The following is a 20,799-nucleotide window of genomic DNA, read 5'->3' as shown; positions in this document are numbered from 1 at the left end:
AGCATTCCACGTACACCCTATTTTAAAGCATACGTAGAGAATTTTACTATACAATAATAGATTTGTAAAAAAGTAAGCCCTTACATCGATGAGGATAAGATAAATCTTTCTATCAAAAATTTGAGTTCGACAATTAATCTATCAAGAAAAATTCGTATCGATCAGGAGATGAAAATGATGGAAGAATCAAATTTAGAATCAAAAATAGAATTAGCAGGTAAGGCGTATGAAGAATCTAGCAAGAAATTGCCTTTTGGAGTAAGAGATAGAGTTGGTTATATGTTTGGCGATTTGGCTAACACTTTTATTTTAGGATTAGTCAATAGTTTTTTACTGATTTACTATACAAACGTGTTGGGAATTGCCGGTGCAGTCGTTGGTATGCTGTTTTTTGGAGCTCGGATTCTTGATGCATTTGCAGATGTGACGATTGGCCGCCTATGCGATATCAGTAAATTAACGAAAGAAGGCAGATTTCGACCGTGGATACGCAGAATGAAATATCCATTTTGTTTAATTACGATTGTGCTATTTTTGCCCTTTGTAAACTACTTTCCGATGGGACTAAAATTGGGCTATGTGTTTGCCACCTACATTCTTTTTGGCATTCTTTTGTCGGCAATTAATATTCCATACGGATCGATGGCATCGGCGATTAGTTCGAATCCAGATGATCGGGTATCACTCTCGACATTCCGCAGTATCGGCTCAGCTATTGGTGGCGGAACAACGGGTTTCTTGATTCCTATTTTTATGTATGTGACGTTAGCAAACGGTCAGCAAGTGGTTTCCGGAATGCGCTTTTTTATCATCGCGATTATTTGCGCAGGAATCGCGTTTGTTGGCTATAATATATCGTATCGCCTGACAACAGAGCGAGTTCAAGTTGAAAAACACGAACCTGTAAAAGCAAAAGTGCTGATAAAAGGGCTACTAGCAAATCGTGCGCTTGTCGTTTTAGTTATTGTCGACATTTTTATCGTTATTAACCAGATTCTTGCAGGAACGAATACGACTTATCTATTTAATGACTATTTCCATAATAAACAAGCCATGTCATTTGCTCTGTTATTCACGTATGGAACAGTTATTGTCTTAGCGCCTTTTGCTACACGTTTAACGAAGCGGTTTGGTAAGAAAGAAGCGAGTGTATTCGCATTGCTAGTTTCTTCGGTGCTATACCTCGCCATGTACTTTATGCATATTGAAAATCCTTGGGTATATCTCGTATTACTTTTCGTTGCCACGCTTGGAACTGGCCTGTTCAACTTAATGGTTTGGGCGTTTATTACAGACGTCATCGATTACCATCAATACATTACAGGCTTGCGTGAAGATGGAACGGTGTACGGTGTGAACTCTTTTGCTCGAAAATTTGGTCAGGCGTGTGCCGGTTTAATCGGAGGAATTATGCTGACCCTCATTGGCTACCAATCTTCGACAACAGGTGGCGCAATCCAAACGCTAGTTGTGGAAAATAGAATTTATGCGCTAGCCAATTTACTACCAGCAGTTTGCTTGTTCGTCTCAGCAATTGTCCTATTATTCGCGTACCCCTTGACCCGAGTGAAGACGCTAGAAGTCGGAGCTGCACTTAGAAAAATTAACAAACAATAATAACTAGAAAAGGAGTAAACAAAATGCCAGAGAAAATCAAGATTGATCCAGAAAAATTCGCATATGCTGTGTTACAAAATCACCAAGTTGAGGGGCCAGATAAGGAAAGAGTGGCTAAAGAAAGCTTGTCACTATACTTGCAGTCGTATCTGCTGGTCAATCAATTTAATCAGTTAGAAGCAAGCCAGTTCAAGCTGAATAATGATAGTGATTTTAAGAAAATGATGCTTGCGATTAACAAGAATATCAACGGTTTTTATTAAATAAATGCAGAGATGAGGGTGCCAGTATGGTTATAAAACGAGAATTATTTGTTGGAAAAGAGGAAATAGAGGATAAAATCGATTTATTAATAGATAACTTGACGACGATTCGTGATGATCAAGGTGAGTTTCTGTTAGACTTTGACGGATTGAAAGTGGACGATAAAAGCTGGTCTGTCTGGAATTGGCCACAGGGCGTTGGTTTGTTTGGTATCTATAAAAATTACCGAATTACGAAGAATGATAAGGCGTTGCAGGTAGTTCAGGACTGGATTGAAAACCGGATGAAGGAGGGCGCGCCGCCTAAAAATGTGAACACGATGGCGCCACTACTCACCATGGCGTATCTTTACGAGGATACTGGTGATTCTAAGTATATACCTTATTTAGAGCAGTGGGCAGAGTGGGTGATGCACGACATGCCGAGAACCGAAGAAAATGGTTTGCAGCATGCGACATATGGCCCGGAAAATAAAAATCAGCTATGGGATGACACGCTGATGATGACGGTTCTTCCTTTAGCTAAAATCGGAAAACTGCTGAATCGTCCTGCATATATAGAAGAAGCGCGATATCAATTTTTGATTCATGTGAAGTATTTGCAGGATCGTAAAACGGGATTATGGTATCACGGCTGGACATTTGAAGGGAATCATAACTATGCCGAGGCACTGTGGGCTCGGGGGAATTGTTGGATTACGATTGCCATTCCAGAGATTATCGAGATTCTTGAACTGGCGGAGAACGATGAATTGCGGGTCTTCTTGATTCATACGCTAAATGCTCAAGTAGCTGCGTTGAAGAAGTATCAGCATGAATCTGGACTTTGGCATACGCTCATTAATGACCAAGATTCTTACCTCGAATCTTCCGCTACAGCTGGTTTTGCATACGGCATTTTAAAAGCGGTGCATAAGCATTATATCAGTGCCGAATATGAGGAAGTCGCCTACAAAGCTATCGCTGGGCTACTAAATGAGATTGATGAAAATGGAGAGGTGCAGCATGTGTCAGTGGGAACCGGGATGGGCGACCATTTAGATTTTTATCGTGAAATCGACATGACAGCAATGCCATATGGCCAGTCACTGACTATCCTTTGTTTGACGGAATTACTAGTTTCATTTTGTTAAAAAAATACGGAGGGAGTGTTCCTTGTGTTGCAATTTGCCATTCGTGGACATGATTTAACAAATATCAATTCAATTGAAGATTTAGGGATTAAAACACAACTTTCAGGTGTTCGAAATATGCAGTTGGCGCTGGGGATATCTTTTCCGAATATGCCATCGGATACTTCTAATATCAATCCTGGGATGGGTAACTATTTTAAAACAAGATTAGCGGAGCATGGTGTTAATATAGCTATTCTGAGTTGTTATATTAATATGATTCATCCAGATTTAGCGACAAGGGAACGGCTTTTGCGGAAATTCGAAGCGTATGTGAAGAACGCGAACTATTTTGGTGCTTCGATGGTTGCCACAGAAACTGGGTGTGTATTTCCGGAAATATCCTATACGACAGAAAATTTTACGGAAGAGGTTTTTCAAGAAACGGTGCAAGTGATTAGGCGTCTGGTGGCGGTTGGCGAGAAACACGGGATGATGATTGGAATTGAACCAGGGCTGAATCATCCTATTCATTCGCTTGAAAAAACGGCGCGCTTAATTGAATTAGTGGATTCTGATTTTCTCGGTATTATTTTAGATCCAACTAATTTAATTGCGGCGGAGAGTTATGCGAATCAAGTAAAGCTGGTTGAGCAGGCTTTTGAGTCATTCGGGGACAAAATCTGTGCGGTTCACTTGAAAGATTTTGTGCTAGAAAATGGCGCGGTGAAGCCAGTTCCTTTATTTGAAGGTCAGATACGAGTGAACGAGATATTATCGACTATTTCACGCTATAAACCGCATAGCTTTGTCGTTTTAGAAGAAACGAAAGATGCGTGGATTGGAAAAGCAGTACAGCGATTGACTACTATGTAATAAGGCGCGGGAACGGTGATGTAGAATCTGGAAGTTGGATTTTATATTGCTGTTCTTTGCTGTTTAAATGATGATAGTAAGGGGTTGAAAAAACGCGTATTCATTTAAAATGCAAAATTGCGTAGAGTGCTCCAATTCGTGGTGGGAGTATGCTATAATAACAACAAAGATTACTGGAAATGGAGTCAATAAGATGAAAGAAGGACTTGATTTATTAAAGCAAGAAAATTGGCGATTTATCGATCAAACAACGGTGCAAATTGCTTTTGACGCCTTGCAATCGTTTGCGACGGATGATACGCTGTGCCGCTCGGTTGGGAGTGAGATGTCGCCTCCTACAACGAGAGCGTGGGTGCATCATGATACGATTTCAATGGGGATTCAAGATACAAAGTTGCCTGATTTAAAGGCGGGTATTGCTTATTTTCGCGAGCAAGGATATCGAGCAGTGGTTCGGAATTCTGGTGGTTTGGCAGTGGTACTGGATTCTGGGGTGCTCAACTTGTCATTAGTTTTTCCAGATGTGGAGCGAGGGATTGCGATAGACCGTGGATATGAGACGATGTTCGCGCTTATTAAACACATGTTTCCAGCCTTTTCCTATAAGATGGAAGCGCGTGAAATAGTCGGATCTTATTGTCCGGGAAGTTATGATTTAAGCATTAATGGTAAGAAATTTGCAGGCATATCTCAGCGTCGTATGGCGAAGGGGGTTGCGGTCCAAATATATTTAGCGGTCAATGGAGACCAACAGAAGCGGGCGGAGTTAATCCGTGAATTCTATCGTATTAGTGGGAAAGATAAGCAAGAAAAATATACGTATCCAGATGTCGATCCAGCTGTTATGACCACATTGTCAGAGCTTTTTGAAGAGCCGCTTGAGGTGAACGATGTGATGGTGAAGTTGCTCAATGCATTGTATCATTTCGCGGGGCGTTTGGAGTCCAGTCGTCTAATGGGAGAAGAGCTAGATTGGTATACAGCTTATTACGAACGGCTTATACTAAGGAATGAGAAGGTTTTAGCCAATCTATTATAGTTTAGAGAGGGAAGATGACATGTGACATATTTAGAGACGAAATTACCAGAAGTAAAAGTATTTAAAGATCCTGTACATCGATATGTGCATGTTTCTGACCAAATTATTTGGGATTTGATAGCGACGAAAGAATTTCAGCGATTGCGCAGAATCCATCAGTTAGGGACAACCTCGCTTACCTTTCACGGGGCTGAACACAGTCGATTTAATCATTCGTTAGGTGTATATGAAGTGACGCGACACATTGTAGAAGGAACATTTGCGAATGAGATTCAGTGGGATAATGAAGAACGGTTGGTAGCCTTGTGCGCGGCATTGTTACATGATTTAGGACACGGCCCGTTTTCACATGCTTTTGAGAAGGTTTTTAGCACGGATCATGAACATTATACGATGGCAATTATAACAGGGAATACCGAGGTACGAACTGTTTTGGAACGAGCGGGGATACATTTTCCAGAGAAAGTGGCTGCGGTGATCAATAAAACCTATCAGAACCAGACGCTCGTTAAGTTGATTTCTAGTCAAATTGATGCGGATCGGATGGATTATTTGTTGCGAGATGCTTATTATACCGGGGTTAGTTATGGGAATTTTGATATGGAACGAATTATGCGTGTGATGCGACCAAGTCCGGATGGGAATGGGGTTATTATTAAAGCTTCAGGAATGCATGCGGTAGAGGATTATATTGTGAGCCGTTACCAGATGTACCAACAGGTCTATTTTCATCCGGTGAGTAGGAGTGCGGAGGTCCTTCTATGGAAAATACTAGAGCGTGCGCAGAATTTACATGAAAGAGACTATCATTTTTCGCAGACACCAGTGCAGTTGTTACCGTTTTTGAATCGCGATGTTTCTTTAGAAGAATATATTACGCTCGACGATACGGTCTTAATGTATTTCTTTTCAGTATGGCAGTATGAAGATGATGCTATTTTGAGCGATTTATGTAGCCGATTTTTGAATAGAAGATTGTTGCACTATATTAATTATGATTCAAAAGTGGACGCGGAACTTTATTTGAAGTTAAAAGGGTTGCTGGAGCAGGCGGATATTGATCCAGAATACTATTTGGTGATTGATTCGACGTCGGATTTACCGTATGACTTATATGAGCCGGGAGACGTCGCTGGGAGGTCGCCTATTCAATTGTTAATGCCAAACGGAGAATTGCATGAACTATCGACGGAATCTTCTATAGTGGAGGCTATTGCTGGTAAGAGACGTGTGGATATTAAGTTGTACTATCCGCTTGATTTTATAGAGAGTGGACGTATTAATGCCGCTATTTCAGAGGAAATTGTAAGTTTGATACATGCGCATTCTTTGAAAGAATATAAACGTTGAAAAAAGCGCTGTATCATAGTTTGCTACAGAAGTAGACCGTGATGCAACGCTTTTAGTGGAAAAGAGTTTAGTGCTTTAAATGTCAGATTTCCGAACGCCAGCTACGCCATAATCCGTTTTTTTCATTTCTTCTAGGATGACGTGGATGTTTTCTTTTGGTGCACCTAAATTCTTCGAGACAGCTTCTGTTACGTCTGCTACGACCGCTTTTTTCTGAGCATCTGTTCTACCTTCTAGAAATTTTATTGTTACGAACGGCATGAAATTCACTCCTAAGTATTGATTTAATGAGTGTATTATAACATAATTGAAGTACTACAATACAGAAGGAGATTATTCATGGACAATTTTTTAGCCTATCCGTTGCAAGATTTGCCTTACGTTATTGTGACGCTTTTGATTGCTTTTACGATACATGAATTGGCGCATGCTTGGGTTGCTTTGTTATTTGGCGATGATACTGCGAAGAACGAGGGGCGTATTACGCTTAATCCGTTGAAGCATATTGATCCGATTGGTTTTATTTTTGTTATTATCGCTGGATTCGGTTGGGCCAAACCGACACCTGTTAATACGTATAAAATGAAGCACCGACGAGTTGGAAGTGTGCTAGTGAGTTTGGCTGGCCCAGTTAGCAATTTGTTGCTTGCTTTTATTGGAGTAGGACTTTATTTTTTATTTTTACAAATGGATGTGGCTTATTCACAGATTATCTTGCCTTTCTTCAATTTGTTCGTGTCGCTGAATGTGATCTTATTTATTTTTAATTTATTACCATTACCACCATTAGACGGATATCAAATTGTGTCGGAGTTTTTACCTTTGAAATGGCGATTAAAGGTACAGGCTTATGAGAATTACGCATTATTGTTTTTCTTGATTTTAGTTATCACGCCACTTTCGAAGTATACGATATCGCCGATTTTTAACACACTTATTCCTTGGATAACAGGGGAAATAGCTAGTTTTTATTACTTTTTTTTTCAAATTTGAGGTTGCATTTTAGCCTTTTTTTAACTATAATGTAGTGCATTCGAAATTATATGGGGGGACTTTAAAGCGTGAGTAATAAGGAAAAGACGCCGGTACAGTTGCGTTTAAAGACGATTTCTAAGCAGGAAATGGAAGAAGAACGTACGGAGTTAACGCTATCAGGTGTGTTTTATTTGGATCATACCACGGGAAGTCGTTACCTTCATTATGAAGAAGAACAAGAAGCTGGGGCTATTAGGACCGTTTTGAAAATAACAGATCAAGAAGTTTTGTTGATGCGAAGTGGTGCCGTGAATATGCGCATGCATTTTTTCAGAGAGCGCAAGCGTAGTACTGTTAGCGTAGACTACGGTGTCGGTAAACTGATGATGGAGTCGGAGCTTTTGAATATAGAAGAGGTTTATGTACAGGAAGATCTTTTTTCGGGGAAAATTGACTTTCAGTATGAGTTGTTAGACAGAGGTGTGAACATTGGAATTTTTGATGTCTCGATGATTTTAGAGGAGGATAAAGAATGAATGTTAGTCAAAAAAGTCAACAAGATTTAATCGCAATTATTAAAGAAGCAGTGGTACAAGGATTGGGTATTGAGCAAGCGGAGGTACCATCTATTTTGTTGGAAGTTCCTAAGGACAAACAACATGGCGATTATTCTACCAATATCGCTATGCAGTTGGCGCGCGTTGCGAGGAAAGCACCACGGGCTATTGCGGAGACAGTTGTAGCAGCAATTGGGGAAAACCATACGCTAATCAATAAAATCGAAATCGCTGGACCAGGGTTTATTAACTTTTACTTAGATAATGCTTACTTGACGGCTTTAATACCTGTCATTATGGATGCTGACGATACTTATGGTGCAAGTGATACGGGCAAAGGCAAGAAGTTTCAGATTGAGTTTGTTTCGGCGAATCCAACAGGAGATTTACATTTAGGCCATGCACGGGGCGCGGCGATTGGTGATTCTTTGGCCAATATTTTGACGATGGCAGGTTACAGTGTATCTCGTGAATACTATATCAATGATGCCGGCAATCAGATTAATAATTTAATTTTGTCGACGGAAGCTCGTTATTTAGAGGCGTTAAATATTGACGCAGAGTTCCCAGAAGATGGTTATCGTGGTTCGGACATCATTAATCTTGGAAAGCAATTAGCTGAAAAATACGGAGATAAGTATGTCAATGAAGATGTTGATGTGAGGCGGGAGTTGTTCCGTAAAGAAGCATTGGCTTTTGAAACAGCGAAACTACGCGAAGATTTGGCGGAATTCCGTGTTCATTTTGATAGTTGGTTCTCGGAAACGACACTGTATGAGAACGATAAAATTATGCCTGCGCTAGCGAAACTTCGCGATAATGGTTATATTTTTGAAGAGGAAGGTGCTACTTGGCTTCGGACAACAGAATTTGGTGATGATAAAGATCGCGTGCTTATTAAATCAGATGGTAGCTACACGTATTTCTTGCCAGATATTGCGTACCACTTAGATAAGTTAGAGCGTGGGTTTGATGTTCTGATTGATGTTTGGGGAGCGGATCACCATGGTTATATTCCTAGGATGCGTGCTGCTATTGAGAGTTTGGGATACACCCCAGATCACCTTGAGGTAGAGATTATCCAGTTGGTTCACCTTTACGAGGACGGTAAGCAAGTGAAGATGAGTAAACGTACTGGTAAGTCAGTAACGATGCGCGATTTGATTGAAGAAGTTGGCTTGGATGCGACGCGTTATTTCTTTGCGATGCGTAGTTCAGATACACATATGAACTTTGATATGGGCCTTGCAAAATCGACGTCTACTGAAAATCCAGTTTATTACGTACAATATGCACATGCTCGGATTTCGAGTATTTTACGCTCAGGTGTGGAGCAAGGTTTTGCTTTAAGTAAGGATGCGAATATTGCTTTGTTGAACTCTGAGGTAGATTACAACTTGCTGAAAGTGTTGGGTGAATTTCCAGATGTTGTGGCGGAGGCTGCAGAGAAAAGAATCCCACATCGTATTGTTCGCTATTTGAATGATTTAGCATCTGCCTTCCATCGTTTTTATAATTCTAATAAGGTATTGGACATGGAGAATAAAGAGGTTTCAGAAGCACGTCTTGCTTTGATTAAGGCGACTCAAATCACGTTGCGTAATGGACTGACATTACTTGGTGTTTCTGCACCAGAAAAAATGTAATCAGAAAGCTATTTTGACAAGACGAGCACTAGAAAAATTTTAGATCGGGGTTTTGCGAATTATGCGCTATATCATTTTCATGTGTATTATTTTTTTGCTGCTTGTCATTGCGACGGCGATTTTATATAGCATGCAATTAGGCTCTATCCCGATACTATTGCTCGCGATTTTGCTGTTTTATATTGGTTATTGTGTCCTGAAGAAGTTATGAATATGGAATTGATATAAGGATTATTGCAGAGTATGTTATAATTTTATTGTGTTCAGCGTCATTTACATGTAGAATAGATAGAGTCAGAAAAATGCAGTTTAGGAAATTATTTTTTATTATAGAAGGGGCGTGCCAGCTTTGGATTTAAGCCAATTGACAAAAGAAGAACGTAAAGAGTTATCTTTGATTGAAGTGGCGCACTATGTTCTTGAAAAAAGAAGAGAAGTAATGCCATTCCAAGCGATTGTGGATGAGATTACGAAGTTTCTTGATTTAAGCGAAGGCGAAGTAAGAGAGAGACTTGTTCAATTTTACACGGATATGAATATTGAGGGTAATTTTATTTCTCTTGGTAATAATACTTGGGGACTACGTGCGTGGTATCCGATTGATGCGATTGACGAAGAAGTTCAAACGCAGACAAAACCTAAGAAGAAACGTAAATCAGATGATGACGATGATGATGACGAAGAAATCGATGAGGACATTCTTGATGATGATATCGATTACGAAGAAGACGATGTGGTAGAGGAACTTGGAGAAGAAGAGGTAGTTCTCACAGATGGTCTTGTTAGTGATGACGATGATCCAGAAGAAGGTCACCTGCCGGATGGTATCGAAGGAGATCTGACTACTATTGTTGAAGACGATAGTGAGTTTGAAGATGAATTCGAGAAATAAAAAAATGAATACCTGCTTCTGAATCAAGAGGCAGGTTTTTTGTGTGAAGAAATGAGAAACGATTGAAAAATATTTTTAGCCTCTGGTTGCAATGCTTGAGGGCGTTTTCATGAAATAAAGGGTTGACTTATTTGCGCTAGCTAGGTAATATTTTATTTGGGCTCCTTTTTATAAGGACGGATATAAATATTGCGCTCCCTTACTTTGCAAGACGAGTAAGTGGGCGTTTTCTTTTTGTGTGATGAAACTTATCGCACGTTAGAAGTATGAGCCAAAAGTATAGAGATGCTGTTGGCGATTTTCTTTTTTAGCAATGAAATTTTGCAAGTAAAGGTTCTCCACCCCGAAAATAAATTTCGATAAGGCGAAAGGAGTAGATTTTAGAACAATGACAAAGTATATTTTTGTGACAGGTGGCGTCGTTTCATCGATTGGTAAAGGGATTACGGCTGCTTCACTTGGTAGACTACTTAAAAACCGAGGACTTAGTGTAACGATTCAAAAATTTGATCCTTATATTAACGTCGATCCTGGGACGATGAGCCCGTATCAACATGGAGAGGTTTTTGTCACGGATGATGGTGCGGAAACTGACTTGGATTTAGGTCATTATGAGCGTTTTATCGATATTAATTTGAACAAGTACAGCAATGTAACGACGGGGAAAGTGTATTCCGAGGTTATTAAGAAAGAGCGTCGCGGTGATTATCTTGGCGGAACAGTGCAAGTTATCCCGCATATCACGAATGAACTGAAAGATCGTGTTTTCCGTGCGGCTCGTATGACTGATTCTGACATTATTATCACGGAAATCGGCGGGACGGTTGGAGATATTGAGTCGTTACCGTTTATTGAAGCGATTCGCCAAATTAAGAGTGATGTTGGTGCGGAAAACGTGCTTTACATTCATACAACGTTAATTCCTTATATTAAGGCTGCCGGCGAAATGAAAACGAAACCGACGCAACATAGTGTGAAGGAACTTCGTAGCTACGGTATTCAGCCGAATATTATTGTTGTTCGGACGGAGCAACCTGTTTCTCAAGAAATGAAAGAGAAAATCGCGCTATTTTGTGATGTGAGAGCGTCAGAAGTTATCGAGGCGCGTGATGAGGACACGTTATACAATGTACCGCTATCTTTACAAGCGCAAAAAATGGACCAGATTGTATTGGATCACTTGCAGTTGGAGGCACCTGTTGCTGACATGTCTGAATGGGAAGAGCTTGTCCATAAAGTGAAGAATTTGACGAAAAAAGTTCGTATCGCGCTGGTTGGTAAGTATGTTGCGTTACCGGATGCGTATCTTTCTGTAGCAGAAGCACTGCGTCATGCGGGTTATGCGAACGATGCTGAGCTTCAAATTGACTGGGTTGACTCAGAGGAAATTACGCCTGAGAATGTCCAAGAAAAAATTGGTCATGCGGATGGTATCCTAGTTCCTGGTGGTTTCGGAGATCGCGGCATCGAAGGCAAAATTACTGCGATTAAATTTGCACGTGAGAATAAAGTGCCGTATTTCGGTATTTGTTTGGGTATGCAGTTGGCAACGATTGAATATGCACGTAATGTGATGGGCTTGGAAGATGCAAATTCTGCGGAAATCAATCCGAAAACACCGCATGCGATTATTGATTTATTGCCAGAGCAAAAACATGTGGAGGATATGGGTGGAACATTGCGTCTAGGTCTTTATCCAGCACGAATTAAAGAGGGTACAAGAACAGCGGAAGCCTATGGCGCGACGTTGGTTGAAGAGCGTCACCGTCACCGTTATGAGTTCAATAATGAGTACCGCGAACAGTTAGAAAATGCAGGAATGACAGTATCAGCAACGAGTCCAGATGGTCGTCTTGTTGAGGTTGTGGAGATTACGGATCACCCGTGGTTCGTGGCTTGTCAATATCATCCAGAATTCATCTCACGTCCAACTCGTCCGCAGCGTCTATTCCATGATTTTATTGCGGCATCATTGAAAGAATAAGTTTTTTGAAGCCGAGCGATATGCGTGATGTGTATCCTCGGCTTTTTTTGTGTTGACTTTCAGATGCATCTGTTATATTATTTGTATAACAGTTAGTTTTAGAGAGGATGAGCATGATGTCAAATACGTTAGCCCTATTAGCACCAATTTTTATTTTATACGTAATATTATTGGTGACAGCCTTGGTGGATTTAATTCGGCATTGGAACAGTCGGCAAAATCCGGTTGTTTGGTTAGTGATTATTTTATTTGTTAGTACAATTGGATCGATTATTTACTTTATTTTTGGCAGGAAGGACTACCGATGATGGAGAAAATATTGGAGGTTACGAATTTATCGAAGCGATTTGATGCATACCAGGCTGTAAAGGATGTCGCTTTTCAGTTAGAGGCCGGGGAATGTGTGGCTTTGCTTGGGCCTAATGGTGCTGGGAAAACAACGATTTTGAAGATGATTGTGGATATGATAAATCCGGATAGCGGAACGATTCATATTTGTGGCGGAGAGCATACGAAGATGAAAGCGCAAATTGGTTTTTTGCCACAGTATCCTAATTTTTATGGTTGGATGACGGCAACGGATGCTTTGCAGTTCATGGGGAAACTTTCTGGTATGGACAAGGCAGCCTTGGCGGAACGGATACCTGAGGTTTTGATGCAAGTTGGACTGGACGCGGCGCCGAAGCAGAAAATTGCTACTTTTTCAGGAGGAATGAGGCAGCGATTGGGGATTGCGCAGGCGATTTTGCACCGACCGGCGTTATTGATTATGGATGAACCTGTTTCAGCGCTTGACCCGATTGGGCGTCGTGAAATTATTGAGTTGATTCAGTCTTTGAAAGGTGAGACGACGCTCTTGTTTTCTACGCATATATTAGCGGATGTTGAAGAAGTATGTGAACTTGTGTGCATTATTCGAGATGGCGAGATTGTGGCAGATGATAGGATTGTTCGTCTAGTTCAAGCGAATGCGACGCCTGTTTTTGTGCTGAAAGGTGACATGGGTGCGTCGGAATTTGAACGTTTAATTATGGATGAGGCAGCGATTAGTCGAGTGGAGCGCAACCATGGCGCGTTATACTTGTACTATCAGGAAGATGCGGATGCGGCGCGCGAAGCTATTTTGCGTGTGCTTACGGCGACTGGAATGGCTTGGACGAGTGTGCGTCAAGCCGAGGAGACGCTTGAAGACGTCTTTTTAAGGATGGTGGGGAAATGAACAACGTAACGACGCTTTTTCTAAAAGAACAGATGGAGCAGTGGCGAAGCTTGAAATGGATTTGGCTGCCGGTTGTGTTTGCGATTCTTGGCATGATGCAACCGCTGATGATGTATTATTTACCTGAAATTATGGGGGCAATGGGTGGCGATGGTAGTGAGCAGGGGGCGGCAATTGCTGATTTGATGGGAGTTGTGAATGCCCAACAAGTGATGGCTGGAACGCTTTCTTCGCAGTTTGATCAACTTGGAATTATTATTTTGATTGTGGCATTAATGGGCGCGATTATTTCTGAAAAGAATAATGGGATGCTGGCGTTTATTTTAACAAGGCCTGTAAAAGCTTGGCAGTATATTTTAGCAAAATGGTTTTCTCAAGCCTTATTAGTGTTTATTTCGCTAGGGTTAGGATATTTTGCGGCATATTATTATGTTTACTTATTATATGGTGGAATTAAGATGGCAAGTATTTTTGCCGGATTTGGAATTTATTTTGTATGGTTGTTGTTTATAGTCTCGGTAGTGCTCATTTTAGGAATCGTATTTCGTAGCACAGCAGTTGTCGCGATGATAGGAGCTGGTGGCGCGATTATTCTGGAGTTGGTAAGTGGAGCCTCGGGATGGGTACAAATCTTCAATCCTGCTTATTTGAGTGCGAATGCGGCTAGCGTTATTATGACGGACGATGTGAAGGATTATTTTGTAGGGAATTTGATGGTTACGCTATGCTTTATCGTTGCGTTGCTTGGGCTATCGATTTTCTTATTGACGAAGAAAAAATTCCATATTGGTAGTTCGCATGAATAGATTGTAAACTCTAATGGAAATCTCATGTATTTTTCCTCACAATGTTAGACGGTTCATGTAATATAGGAAATGTAAACAAGATAGCTATTACTTTTCCCCCCTTTTTAGTAATAGGATATCTAAACTCCTTTTTCCCAAGTTGGTTCCCCTGCCAGCTTGGTTTTTTTGTGCGTTCTTAGGATTGCAATATGGAACTTATCCGTGTATACTGTATATATATTATATACACAATTATGTGGAGGTGCGTATGAAGATAATCATTACGAATACGTCCAGATTGCCGATTTATGAGCAGATTGCTTCACAGATTCGCAACCAGATTATCAATGGTGAGTTAGTTGGAGGCTACCAATTACCTTCAATTCGGGCATTGGCGAAGGAATTACAGGTTAGTGTTATTACAACGAAGCGCGCGTACGAGGAGCTGGAACATGATGGCTTTATTCATACTGTCGCTGGGAAAGGTACATATGTCTCCAATCAAAATATGACACTAATTCGGGAGCATAAGGTAAAGGATTTGGAGAAAAAGATAATTCAACTATTACAATTAGCAGAGGATTTGGGACTAACATATAAGGATGTGCGTGACATGATGGATTCGTTGGCAGAGGAGGAGTAGAGTATGGATAGTATTTTAGAAGTAAAGCGTGTTTCGAAAGTATATAAAGATTTTACCTTGCGAAATATTTCTTTTCAATTACCAAAAGGCTATATTATGGGGCTGATTGGTGTGAACGGTGCGGGAAAAAGTACGTTATTAAAAATAATTATGGATTTAGTGCAGAAAAATAGTGGGGATGTTGTTATTTTTGGGAAGAATACGAACGATGCAATGGAAGAAATAAAGCAAGACATTGGTTTTGTTTTCGATGACAACCATTTCTACGAGCATTTGACCTGTGAGCAAATGAAACGGATTATTGCGCCTTTTTATCGGAATTGGGATGAGGCAGCATATCAGAATTACATGAAGATGTTTGAACTTCCAAGCAACAAGAAAATAAAAGTACTTTCTAAAGGAATGAAGATGAAATACAGTATTGCGATTGCTCTCAGTCATCATGCGAAATTGATTATTATGGATGAACCTACTGCAGGACTTGATCCAATTGTGCGTCGCGAGTTGCTTAGTGTTTTGCAAACTGTAGTGATGAAAGAAGAAGTATCTGTGGTATTTTCCACGCATGTAACCGCTGATTTAGAAAGAGTGGCTGATTTTATTACCTATATACATGAGGGGCGAGTTTTTTTCAGCGAGGAGAAAGATAGCTTATTGGAGCAATATGTGATTGTTAAGGGAGATCAAGATTTATTGGATAGTGAGGCTAAAAGTTTATTTGTTGATGTGGAAATTGGAACGTTGGGATTCCAAGGATTGTCCAAACAAGTGGAGGAAGCTAGATTCTATTTTGGTGAGGAAGTTATTTTTGAAAAACCGACCATAGAGGACATTATGTACTACACAGTCCAAGCCACTAAGAAGAGACGACAAGGGGTAATGTAGATGTGGCAATTGATTTGGAAAGATGTGATGATTCAACGAGGTTCGATTATATTACTTGCGGTATTGTTAATATGTATTGTGATTTTTGGTGCTAATATCGGAATGCCGGCGTTTATTTTCTTGTTGTTGGGAGCTTTGGTTGCAGGTGGAAGTTTTATAGCCAAATCGATTAGTAGAGATGAAGATAACCATACATTGTTATTTGTGACTTCTTTGCCAGTTAGTAGAAAAGATGTTGTGATGGCGCGCTACATCGGTACGCTAATTAGTATGCTTACAGCGATAGTATTTCTGTACATCGTAACAAGTATTGTCATGTGGACATTTATTCCGATAGCGGATTTTTTTGTAAGCACAGGGACTGCTCTGGTGATAGTACTTGGTGTAACAACGCTTCTTTTTCCGATATACTTCTGGCTTGGCTACGACTCGATGAAATATGTATTGAGCGGATTGATTATTTTTTATACTTTATTGACATTCCTAACAAGTCTCCCGAGTGTGCAGAGAGTTATAAAATGGATTGTAGAATGGGGATATAGCTCGATACTAATGCTACTGCTTGGATTGATGATGATACTTTATCTGGTATCAATGCGCCTCTCCATTCGAGTTTTAGGGTTCACAGATTTATAAGGGGGAGGGGAATTATATTGTATGCATTAATAAGAAAAGATTTTCGTGTTCAGACAAAAGTAGTGGCATACTATCTTATTTTTGTGGTGGCGCTATTAAATTTATGGATGAGCCAAGATTTTGTAACATGGGTGCTCTATGCTTTAGGGGGGACTATAATCTCAATGGCTCCTATTTTCGCAGCATTTAGCTATGATGATAAAAGTGGCGATGAGTTGATAGTAAGTTGGCCGATTTCAAGGGCAAAGGTAGTTATCTCGAAATATGTATCTAGTTTGGCATATATGATTTTTGCTATGCTTTTTATTTTTATAGTCACATTAACTATTGGCTTATTTATTGGAAATAGAGGCGGGATAAAGGAACATTTTATTTCGATAGGTTTTGTTTTTGCTGGACTATGTTTCTTTTTTGCTATTGTTTTGCCATGTTACTACTGGCTGGGGTTTCAGCGATTGAGTTATATGTATACAGCTCTAGTAGTTATTTTAGGTGTGATGCTAGTGGGTTTGTATCAATCTGAACTTGGTCATTGGCTATTACAGTACTTGATGAATACTTCGAATGCTATGCTTGCAGGTTTCTTTCTGGCTATTTCTATTTTAGCCTATACGATATCGCTATTCTGTTCTTTACGTATTTTTGCAAAAAAAGATTTATAAACATCAAGATATATTTTTCATGAATTTCTCATCTAATTCTCGAGGGGTTATCATGTACGACCTGTATTATAGAGAATGTAAAGAGGATAGCAATTACTTTTCCCCCCTTTTTAGTAGTTGTTCATCCGACAAAACTCCCTTTTTAACCATCGCGGTTTCCCCCCTTTTTCCGCGGTGGTTTTTTTGTGGCTAGAAATTAGGAGGCTTAAGGCTTGCATCTCTGGGGGGCATTAGGTGTATAGTAGAGAGGTAAATAGAAATCGGGAGGCTGGTAAAATGAACATTAATGATACGGTAACACTTGCAAATGGCGTGGAGATGCCGCAGTTTGGTTTTGGCGTTTGGCGTGTGAATGATGGAGAAGAGGCAGTGAATTCCGTGAAGTGGGCGATCGAAACGGGATATAAGAGCATTGATACGGCCGCTGCTTACAAAAATGAAGAAGGTGTGGGACGCGCAATCAAGGAATCTGGCGTGGCGCGCGATAGCCTTTTTGTAACGACGAAGTTATGGAATGCGGATCAAGGTTATGAATCCACATTAGCTGCTTTTGACACGAGTTTGGAGAAATTAGGCTTAGATTATATCGATTTATACTTAATTCATTGGCCAGTGGAAGGCAAATTTGTCGATACATGGCGCGCCTTTGAAAAACTATATGCAGATAAAAAAGTACGCGCGATTGGTGTTTGTAATTTTCATGAGCATCATTTGGATGAACTATTAAAAGAAGCAAAAATTGCGCCTATGGTGAATCAAATTGAGTTGCATCCGTTGCTATCTCAAGAACCCTTACGCAAATATTGTGCAGATAAAAATATCATAGTAGAAGCATGGAGTCCGCTTGGAAGTGGTAAAATCCTTGATAATAGCGTCATTAATTCCATCGCCAAAATCTATGAGAAGTCGGTTGCACAAGTCATCTTACGCTGGGATCTGCAACACGGCATCGTAACGATTCCAAAATCAATTCATCAAAACCGTATTATCGAAAATGCGAATATTTTTGATTTCGAGTTGAAAGACTCGGAGATGAAGTTGATCGATAGTTTGAATCAGAATGAACGTACAGGTCCTGATCCTGACAATTTTAATTTCTAGATGAGAAAAAAAGCAGTAAATCCATTTCGTTACGTGGATTTACTGCTTTTTCATGTTATTTAATATTTGCCATTAACGTCCAACCGATAACGACATTGCCATTTTTGAGGCGATACCATACTTTTCCTTCGATGTTAGCTTGACGATCTGCGGTTAAAGTTTTGCCAGCAAAAGTAGCTAGTGTTCCAACTTTAATCGGAGGATCATCTACTGGGAACGAGTATAGGACACCAGCTGTATTGGCGACTCTTTTCGTTAGGTTTACTGGTTTTTCAGCAATGGCGCCATCATAAAATTTCGTCAGGGCACTTGCGTTGACCCAACCAAGAAGTTGACCATTGGAACTGATTTGGTAGTATAAACCGCCAGTTGTTTTAGCTTCGCGCAAGATGCGGAGCTTTTTACCACTGTAATTGGAAAGTGGTGCAATTTTAGAATTAATGCCGTATGTGTTCGGAACTAACTTCCAAATATATTGATTCGCTGTTGTTTTCGTTTTACCGTAAGCGGTCAAGGTCTTGTTGTAAACGGGTTGGTCGTAATTAGTCGGCGTAACGCTCATTGCGCGAACCCAACCAATCGACTCAGAGCCATTTATTAGGCGATACCAGAGCGTACCGTTAACCTTGATTTGTTTATGAACCGTTAGCTTCAAGTTCAGATATCTCGTTAAATCGCCTTTTCGCATGGAACTATCAACTACTGGGAAGTAATAAATAGAATCTTTCGGAAGCGCGACATAACGTGGTAGATTAGCCGTTTGTTCCATACTTGGTGTGTAGAAAATCGATACGGCTTTGCTGTCCACCCAACCAATTGTTCTACCATCGATGGCAAATTGGTACCAGATACCTTTACTTGTTTTGGCTTCACGAATCAGTTTTAGGTTTTTACCAGTGTAGCTAGAAAGTGGATTCACAACTTTAGCTCCAAGTGTTCCGTTTGGTACGGTCCAGACATTATTACCGGTCGCTGTTTTAACGCTGGCATAAGTCGTAGCCCCCATTACTTTATCGTAAACAATTTGATCGAAAGCCGTTGTTGTTAGGCTTGAAGCGCGAACCCAGCCAACTGCTTCGGATCCATTCATGAGGCGATACCATAATGTACCGTTCAGTGTGATTTGCTTATTTGCAAGCAGTGGTTTATTCGTATAGGAAGCTAATGTTCCTTTACGCATCGAGCTGTCTATAACTGGGAAATAATAAATGGATTCTGTAGGAACGTTGACGTAGCGCGTTAGATTCGCGGTTTGTTCCATACTAGGTGTGTAAAAAGCAGTGACCGCTTTATTTTCCACCCATCCGATTGTCCGACCGTCAATGCTAAATTGATACCACGTACCACTTTGCGTTTTTGCCGTGCGTAACAGTTTTAAATTTTTGCCAGTATAAGCGGAGAGTGGGTTCACTTCGTTGGCTCCGGCAGTATTAAAAGGTGCCGACCAAACCGTGTTTCCAGCTGCAGATTTGACATTGGCGTAAGTTGTCGCTGTGAAAGGAACGTTAGAAAGAATGGTATCTTTACTAAACGTTTTGGATTTCTCAGTTACAAGTGCCAGGAACTCGTTGTAACTGTAGCCCCATTTATTGAAATAGCCAATTGGATCGGTATGCGTTGTGCCACCAAGATATTTACTGACAGCATTATGCGTCCAAACCGTTCCAACGCCATCTGTTTCAGCGCTATCAATCGGTAATTTATATTTATCCAGGATGTAGGCCGTGTAATAGGCATAATTATTAATCGAGCGGGCAAATTCATCAAATGTATTGTGCTCCACCAGTTCGTACTGAACAAAGCGAGCATTGGCAAAACGTCCTGCGCCCCAAACACCATAATCGGTTGGGTGAATTTGAATAATATTGCCTTTATCGACAAAACTATGCACAAAAGCGTTCTCCCAATTGCGACTCATGTAGTCAATTTCGTTCTGAATCGTTGAATTCGGATTAGCCGTTTCGTGCAAGACAACACCTTCTGGCTTGCCGTAACCATTGCGATAGTTGAATTTCGTGAATTGCGATTGAATCTGGCTACTCAACTTTGCGTTTGCAAAATTATTTGATTTGATATAGTTGTTCACATTTGGATAGGCAGCTTTTGCGTTTAAAACTCGGCTGCGATCAGGAATTGGTGCTTCTTGATCCTCATCGGCATGTAAATCTCCGGTGAATGTGCCTTCCCGTTCTGCTTTTGGTACATAGATTGAATCATCTTGAATCGTTTGTGATCCATCTTTTGCAGTGACCGCGCTATTATCAGCAGGTTGTTGCTCATCAGCTAGGACCGATATCGGCAAAACAACAGTTGTCAGCCCAACAGTCACAATAACTGATTTTAATAAAGTCTTCAATTGTCCATCTCCATTCTAAAAAGTCCCCTTTGGTAATAAAAACCACATAGCATAAACTTGGTTGCTTTCAGTCTATTCCCTACGTATGCAAAGAATACTCCTATTATGTAGAAAATCCAGAAGAGAGTCAATAGAGTTTCCCTATCTTGGGCGCAATTTGAGCGAATGTAACTATTGATTAGGAGGGGAATAGCGAGTTAT

22 protein-coding genes are annotated in these 20,799 nt (G+C 40.4%); 20 read left to right on the top strand and 2 right to left on the bottom strand.

Annotated elements, in window-relative coordinates:
• Window positions 1-177 precede the first annotated feature (177 nt).
• The 6 genes from HPK16_RS07460 (at window position 178) to HPK16_RS07435 (ending at window position 6,257) form a co-directional block, all read left to right on the top strand.
• A complete protein-coding gene (locus HPK16_RS07460; protein WP_220132281.1) occupies window positions 178-1,617 on the top strand; it encodes an MFS transporter in 1,440 nt (479 codons plus the stop codon).
• A gap of 23 nt (window positions 1,618-1,640) precedes the next feature.
• On the top strand, window positions 1,641-1,880 hold the full coding sequence (locus HPK16_RS07455; RefSeq protein ID WP_181676372.1) for a hypothetical protein: 240 nt from the start codon (window positions 1,641-1,643) through the stop codon (window positions 1,878-1,880).
• 26 nt (window positions 1,881-1,906) lie between these two features.
• Window positions 1,907-3,013 carry a beta-galactosidase BglB gene (gene bglB / locus HPK16_RS07450; RefSeq protein ID WP_181676371.1) on the top strand — a complete coding sequence of 369 codons (1,107 nt, stop codon included), beginning with the start codon at window positions 1,907-1,909 and terminating at the stop codon, window positions 3,011-3,013.
• A 24-nt stretch (window positions 3,014-3,037) separates the two neighbouring features.
• The gene (locus tag HPK16_RS07445) at window positions 3,038-3,868 is read left to right on the top strand and encodes a TIM barrel protein (protein ID WP_181676370.1); all 831 of its coding nucleotides are present in this window, start codon (window positions 3,038-3,040) and stop codon (window positions 3,866-3,868) included.
• Window positions 3,869-4,061: 193 nt separating this feature from the next.
• Window positions 4,062-4,907, top strand: coding sequence for a lipoyl-[GcvH]:protein N-lipoyltransferase (gene lipL / locus HPK16_RS07440; protein WP_181676369.1), 846 nt, complete (start codon window positions 4,062-4,064; stop codon window positions 4,905-4,907).
• A 21-nt stretch (window positions 4,908-4,928) separates the two neighbouring features.
• Window positions 4,929-6,257, top strand: a complete 1,329-nt coding sequence (locus tag HPK16_RS07435) for an HD domain-containing protein (protein WP_181676368.1) — start codon at window positions 4,929-4,931, stop codon at window positions 6,255-6,257.
• Window positions 6,258-6,332: 75 nt separating this feature from the next.
• Here the strand turns inward: HPK16_RS07435 and HPK16_RS07430 are convergent, their stop codons facing one another.
• On the bottom strand, window positions 6,333-6,518 hold the full coding sequence (locus tag HPK16_RS07430) for a 2-hydroxymuconate tautomerase (protein WP_181676367.1): 186 nt from the start codon (window positions 6,516-6,518) through the stop codon (window positions 6,333-6,335).
• A gap of 78 nt (window positions 6,519-6,596) precedes the next feature.
• Here HPK16_RS07430 and HPK16_RS07425 point away from each other — a divergent pair, with 78 nt between their 5' ends.
• The 14 genes from HPK16_RS07425 to HPK16_RS07360 all read left to right on the top strand — a co-directional run bounded on the left by HPK16_RS07425 (window position 6,597) and on the right by HPK16_RS07360 (window position 18,242).
• The gene (locus tag HPK16_RS07425; RefSeq protein WP_181676366.1) at window positions 6,597-7,250 is read left to right on the top strand and encodes a site-2 protease family protein; all 654 of its coding nucleotides are present in this window, start codon (window positions 6,597-6,599) and stop codon (window positions 7,248-7,250) included.
• A gap of 68 nt (window positions 7,251-7,318) precedes the next feature.
• A complete protein-coding gene (locus tag HPK16_RS07420; RefSeq protein ID WP_343064806.1) occupies window positions 7,319-7,768 on the top strand; it encodes a YwiB family protein in 450 nt (149 codons plus the stop codon).
• Window positions 7,765-9,435: an arginine--tRNA ligase gene (gene argS, locus HPK16_RS07415; RefSeq protein ID WP_181676365.1), complete on the top strand. Its 1,671-nt coding sequence runs from the start codon at window positions 7,765-7,767 to the stop codon at window positions 9,433-9,435. Before HPK16_RS07420 ends, argS begins: the two co-directional genes overlap by 4 nt.
• Window positions 9,436-9,496: 61 nt before the next feature.
• Window positions 9,497-9,646 (top strand): hypothetical protein, encoded by a 150-nt coding sequence (locus HPK16_RS07410; RefSeq protein ID WP_181676364.1) that lies wholly within the window; start codon window positions 9,497-9,499, stop codon window positions 9,644-9,646.
• Window positions 9,647-9,784: 138 nt separating this feature from the next.
• A complete protein-coding gene (gene rpoE / locus HPK16_RS07405) occupies window positions 9,785-10,327 on the top strand; it encodes a DNA-directed RNA polymerase subunit delta (RefSeq protein WP_036094225.1) in 543 nt (180 codons plus the stop codon).
• Between the two features lie 388 nt (window positions 10,328-10,715).
• Window positions 10,716-12,311 (top strand): CTP synthase, encoded by a 1,596-nt coding sequence (pyrG, locus tag HPK16_RS07400; protein WP_181676363.1) that lies wholly within the window; start codon window positions 10,716-10,718, stop codon window positions 12,309-12,311.
• Between the two features lie 116 nt (window positions 12,312-12,427).
• Window positions 12,428-12,619 (top strand): PLDc N-terminal domain-containing protein, encoded by a 192-nt coding sequence (locus HPK16_RS07395; protein WP_425487925.1) that lies wholly within the window; start codon window positions 12,428-12,430, stop codon window positions 12,617-12,619.
• Window positions 12,616-13,530 (top strand): ABC transporter ATP-binding protein, encoded by a 915-nt coding sequence (locus HPK16_RS07390; protein WP_246369332.1) that lies wholly within the window; start codon window positions 12,616-12,618, stop codon window positions 13,528-13,530. Before HPK16_RS07395 ends, HPK16_RS07390 begins: the two co-directional genes overlap by 4 nt.
• On the top strand, window positions 13,527-14,336 hold the full coding sequence (locus HPK16_RS07385) for an ABC transporter permease (protein ID WP_181676361.1): 810 nt from the start codon (window positions 13,527-13,529) through the stop codon (window positions 14,334-14,336). Before HPK16_RS07390 ends, HPK16_RS07385 begins: the two co-directional genes overlap by 4 nt.
• A 247-nt stretch (window positions 14,337-14,583) precedes the next feature.
• Window positions 14,584-14,958, top strand: a complete 375-nt coding sequence (locus tag HPK16_RS07380; RefSeq protein ID WP_181676360.1) for a GntR family transcriptional regulator — start codon at window positions 14,584-14,586, stop codon at window positions 14,956-14,958.
• Window positions 14,959-14,970: 12 nt separating this feature from the next.
• Window positions 14,971-15,843, top strand: coding sequence for an ATP-binding cassette domain-containing protein (locus HPK16_RS07375; protein WP_181676476.1), 873 nt, complete (start codon window positions 14,971-14,973; stop codon window positions 15,841-15,843).
• Window positions 15,844-16,479 carry an ABC-2 transporter permease gene (locus HPK16_RS07370; protein ID WP_181676359.1) on the top strand — a complete coding sequence of 212 codons (636 nt, stop codon included), beginning with the start codon at window positions 15,844-15,846 and terminating at the stop codon, window positions 16,477-16,479.
• Window positions 16,480-16,496: 17 nt separating this feature from the next.
• A complete protein-coding gene (locus tag HPK16_RS07365) occupies window positions 16,497-17,141 on the top strand; it encodes an ABC-2 transporter permease (RefSeq protein WP_181676358.1) in 645 nt (214 codons plus the stop codon).
• Window positions 17,142-17,417: 276 nt separating this feature from the next.
• A complete protein-coding gene (locus HPK16_RS07360) occupies window positions 17,418-18,242 on the top strand; it encodes an aldo/keto reductase (RefSeq protein ID WP_181676357.1) in 825 nt (274 codons plus the stop codon).
• Between the two features lie 55 nt (window positions 18,243-18,297).
• On the opposite strand, the gene HPK16_RS07355 is transcribed toward HPK16_RS07360, so the two are convergent.
• On the bottom strand, window positions 18,298-20,598 hold the full coding sequence (locus HPK16_RS07355; protein WP_181676356.1) for a GW domain-containing glycosaminoglycan-binding protein: 2,301 nt from the start codon (window positions 20,596-20,598) through the stop codon (window positions 18,298-18,300).
• Window positions 20,599-20,799: the final 201 nt, after the last annotated feature.

It is taken from the genome of Paenilisteria rustica, from assembly GCF_013820765.1.
In the GTDB taxonomy this organism is placed as follows: Bacteria; Bacillota; Bacilli; order Lactobacillales; family Listeriaceae; genus Listeria_A; species Listeria_A rustica.
The sequence above is the reverse complement of the archived record's forward strand: the minus strand, read 5'-3'. Positions and strand labels throughout refer to the sequence as shown.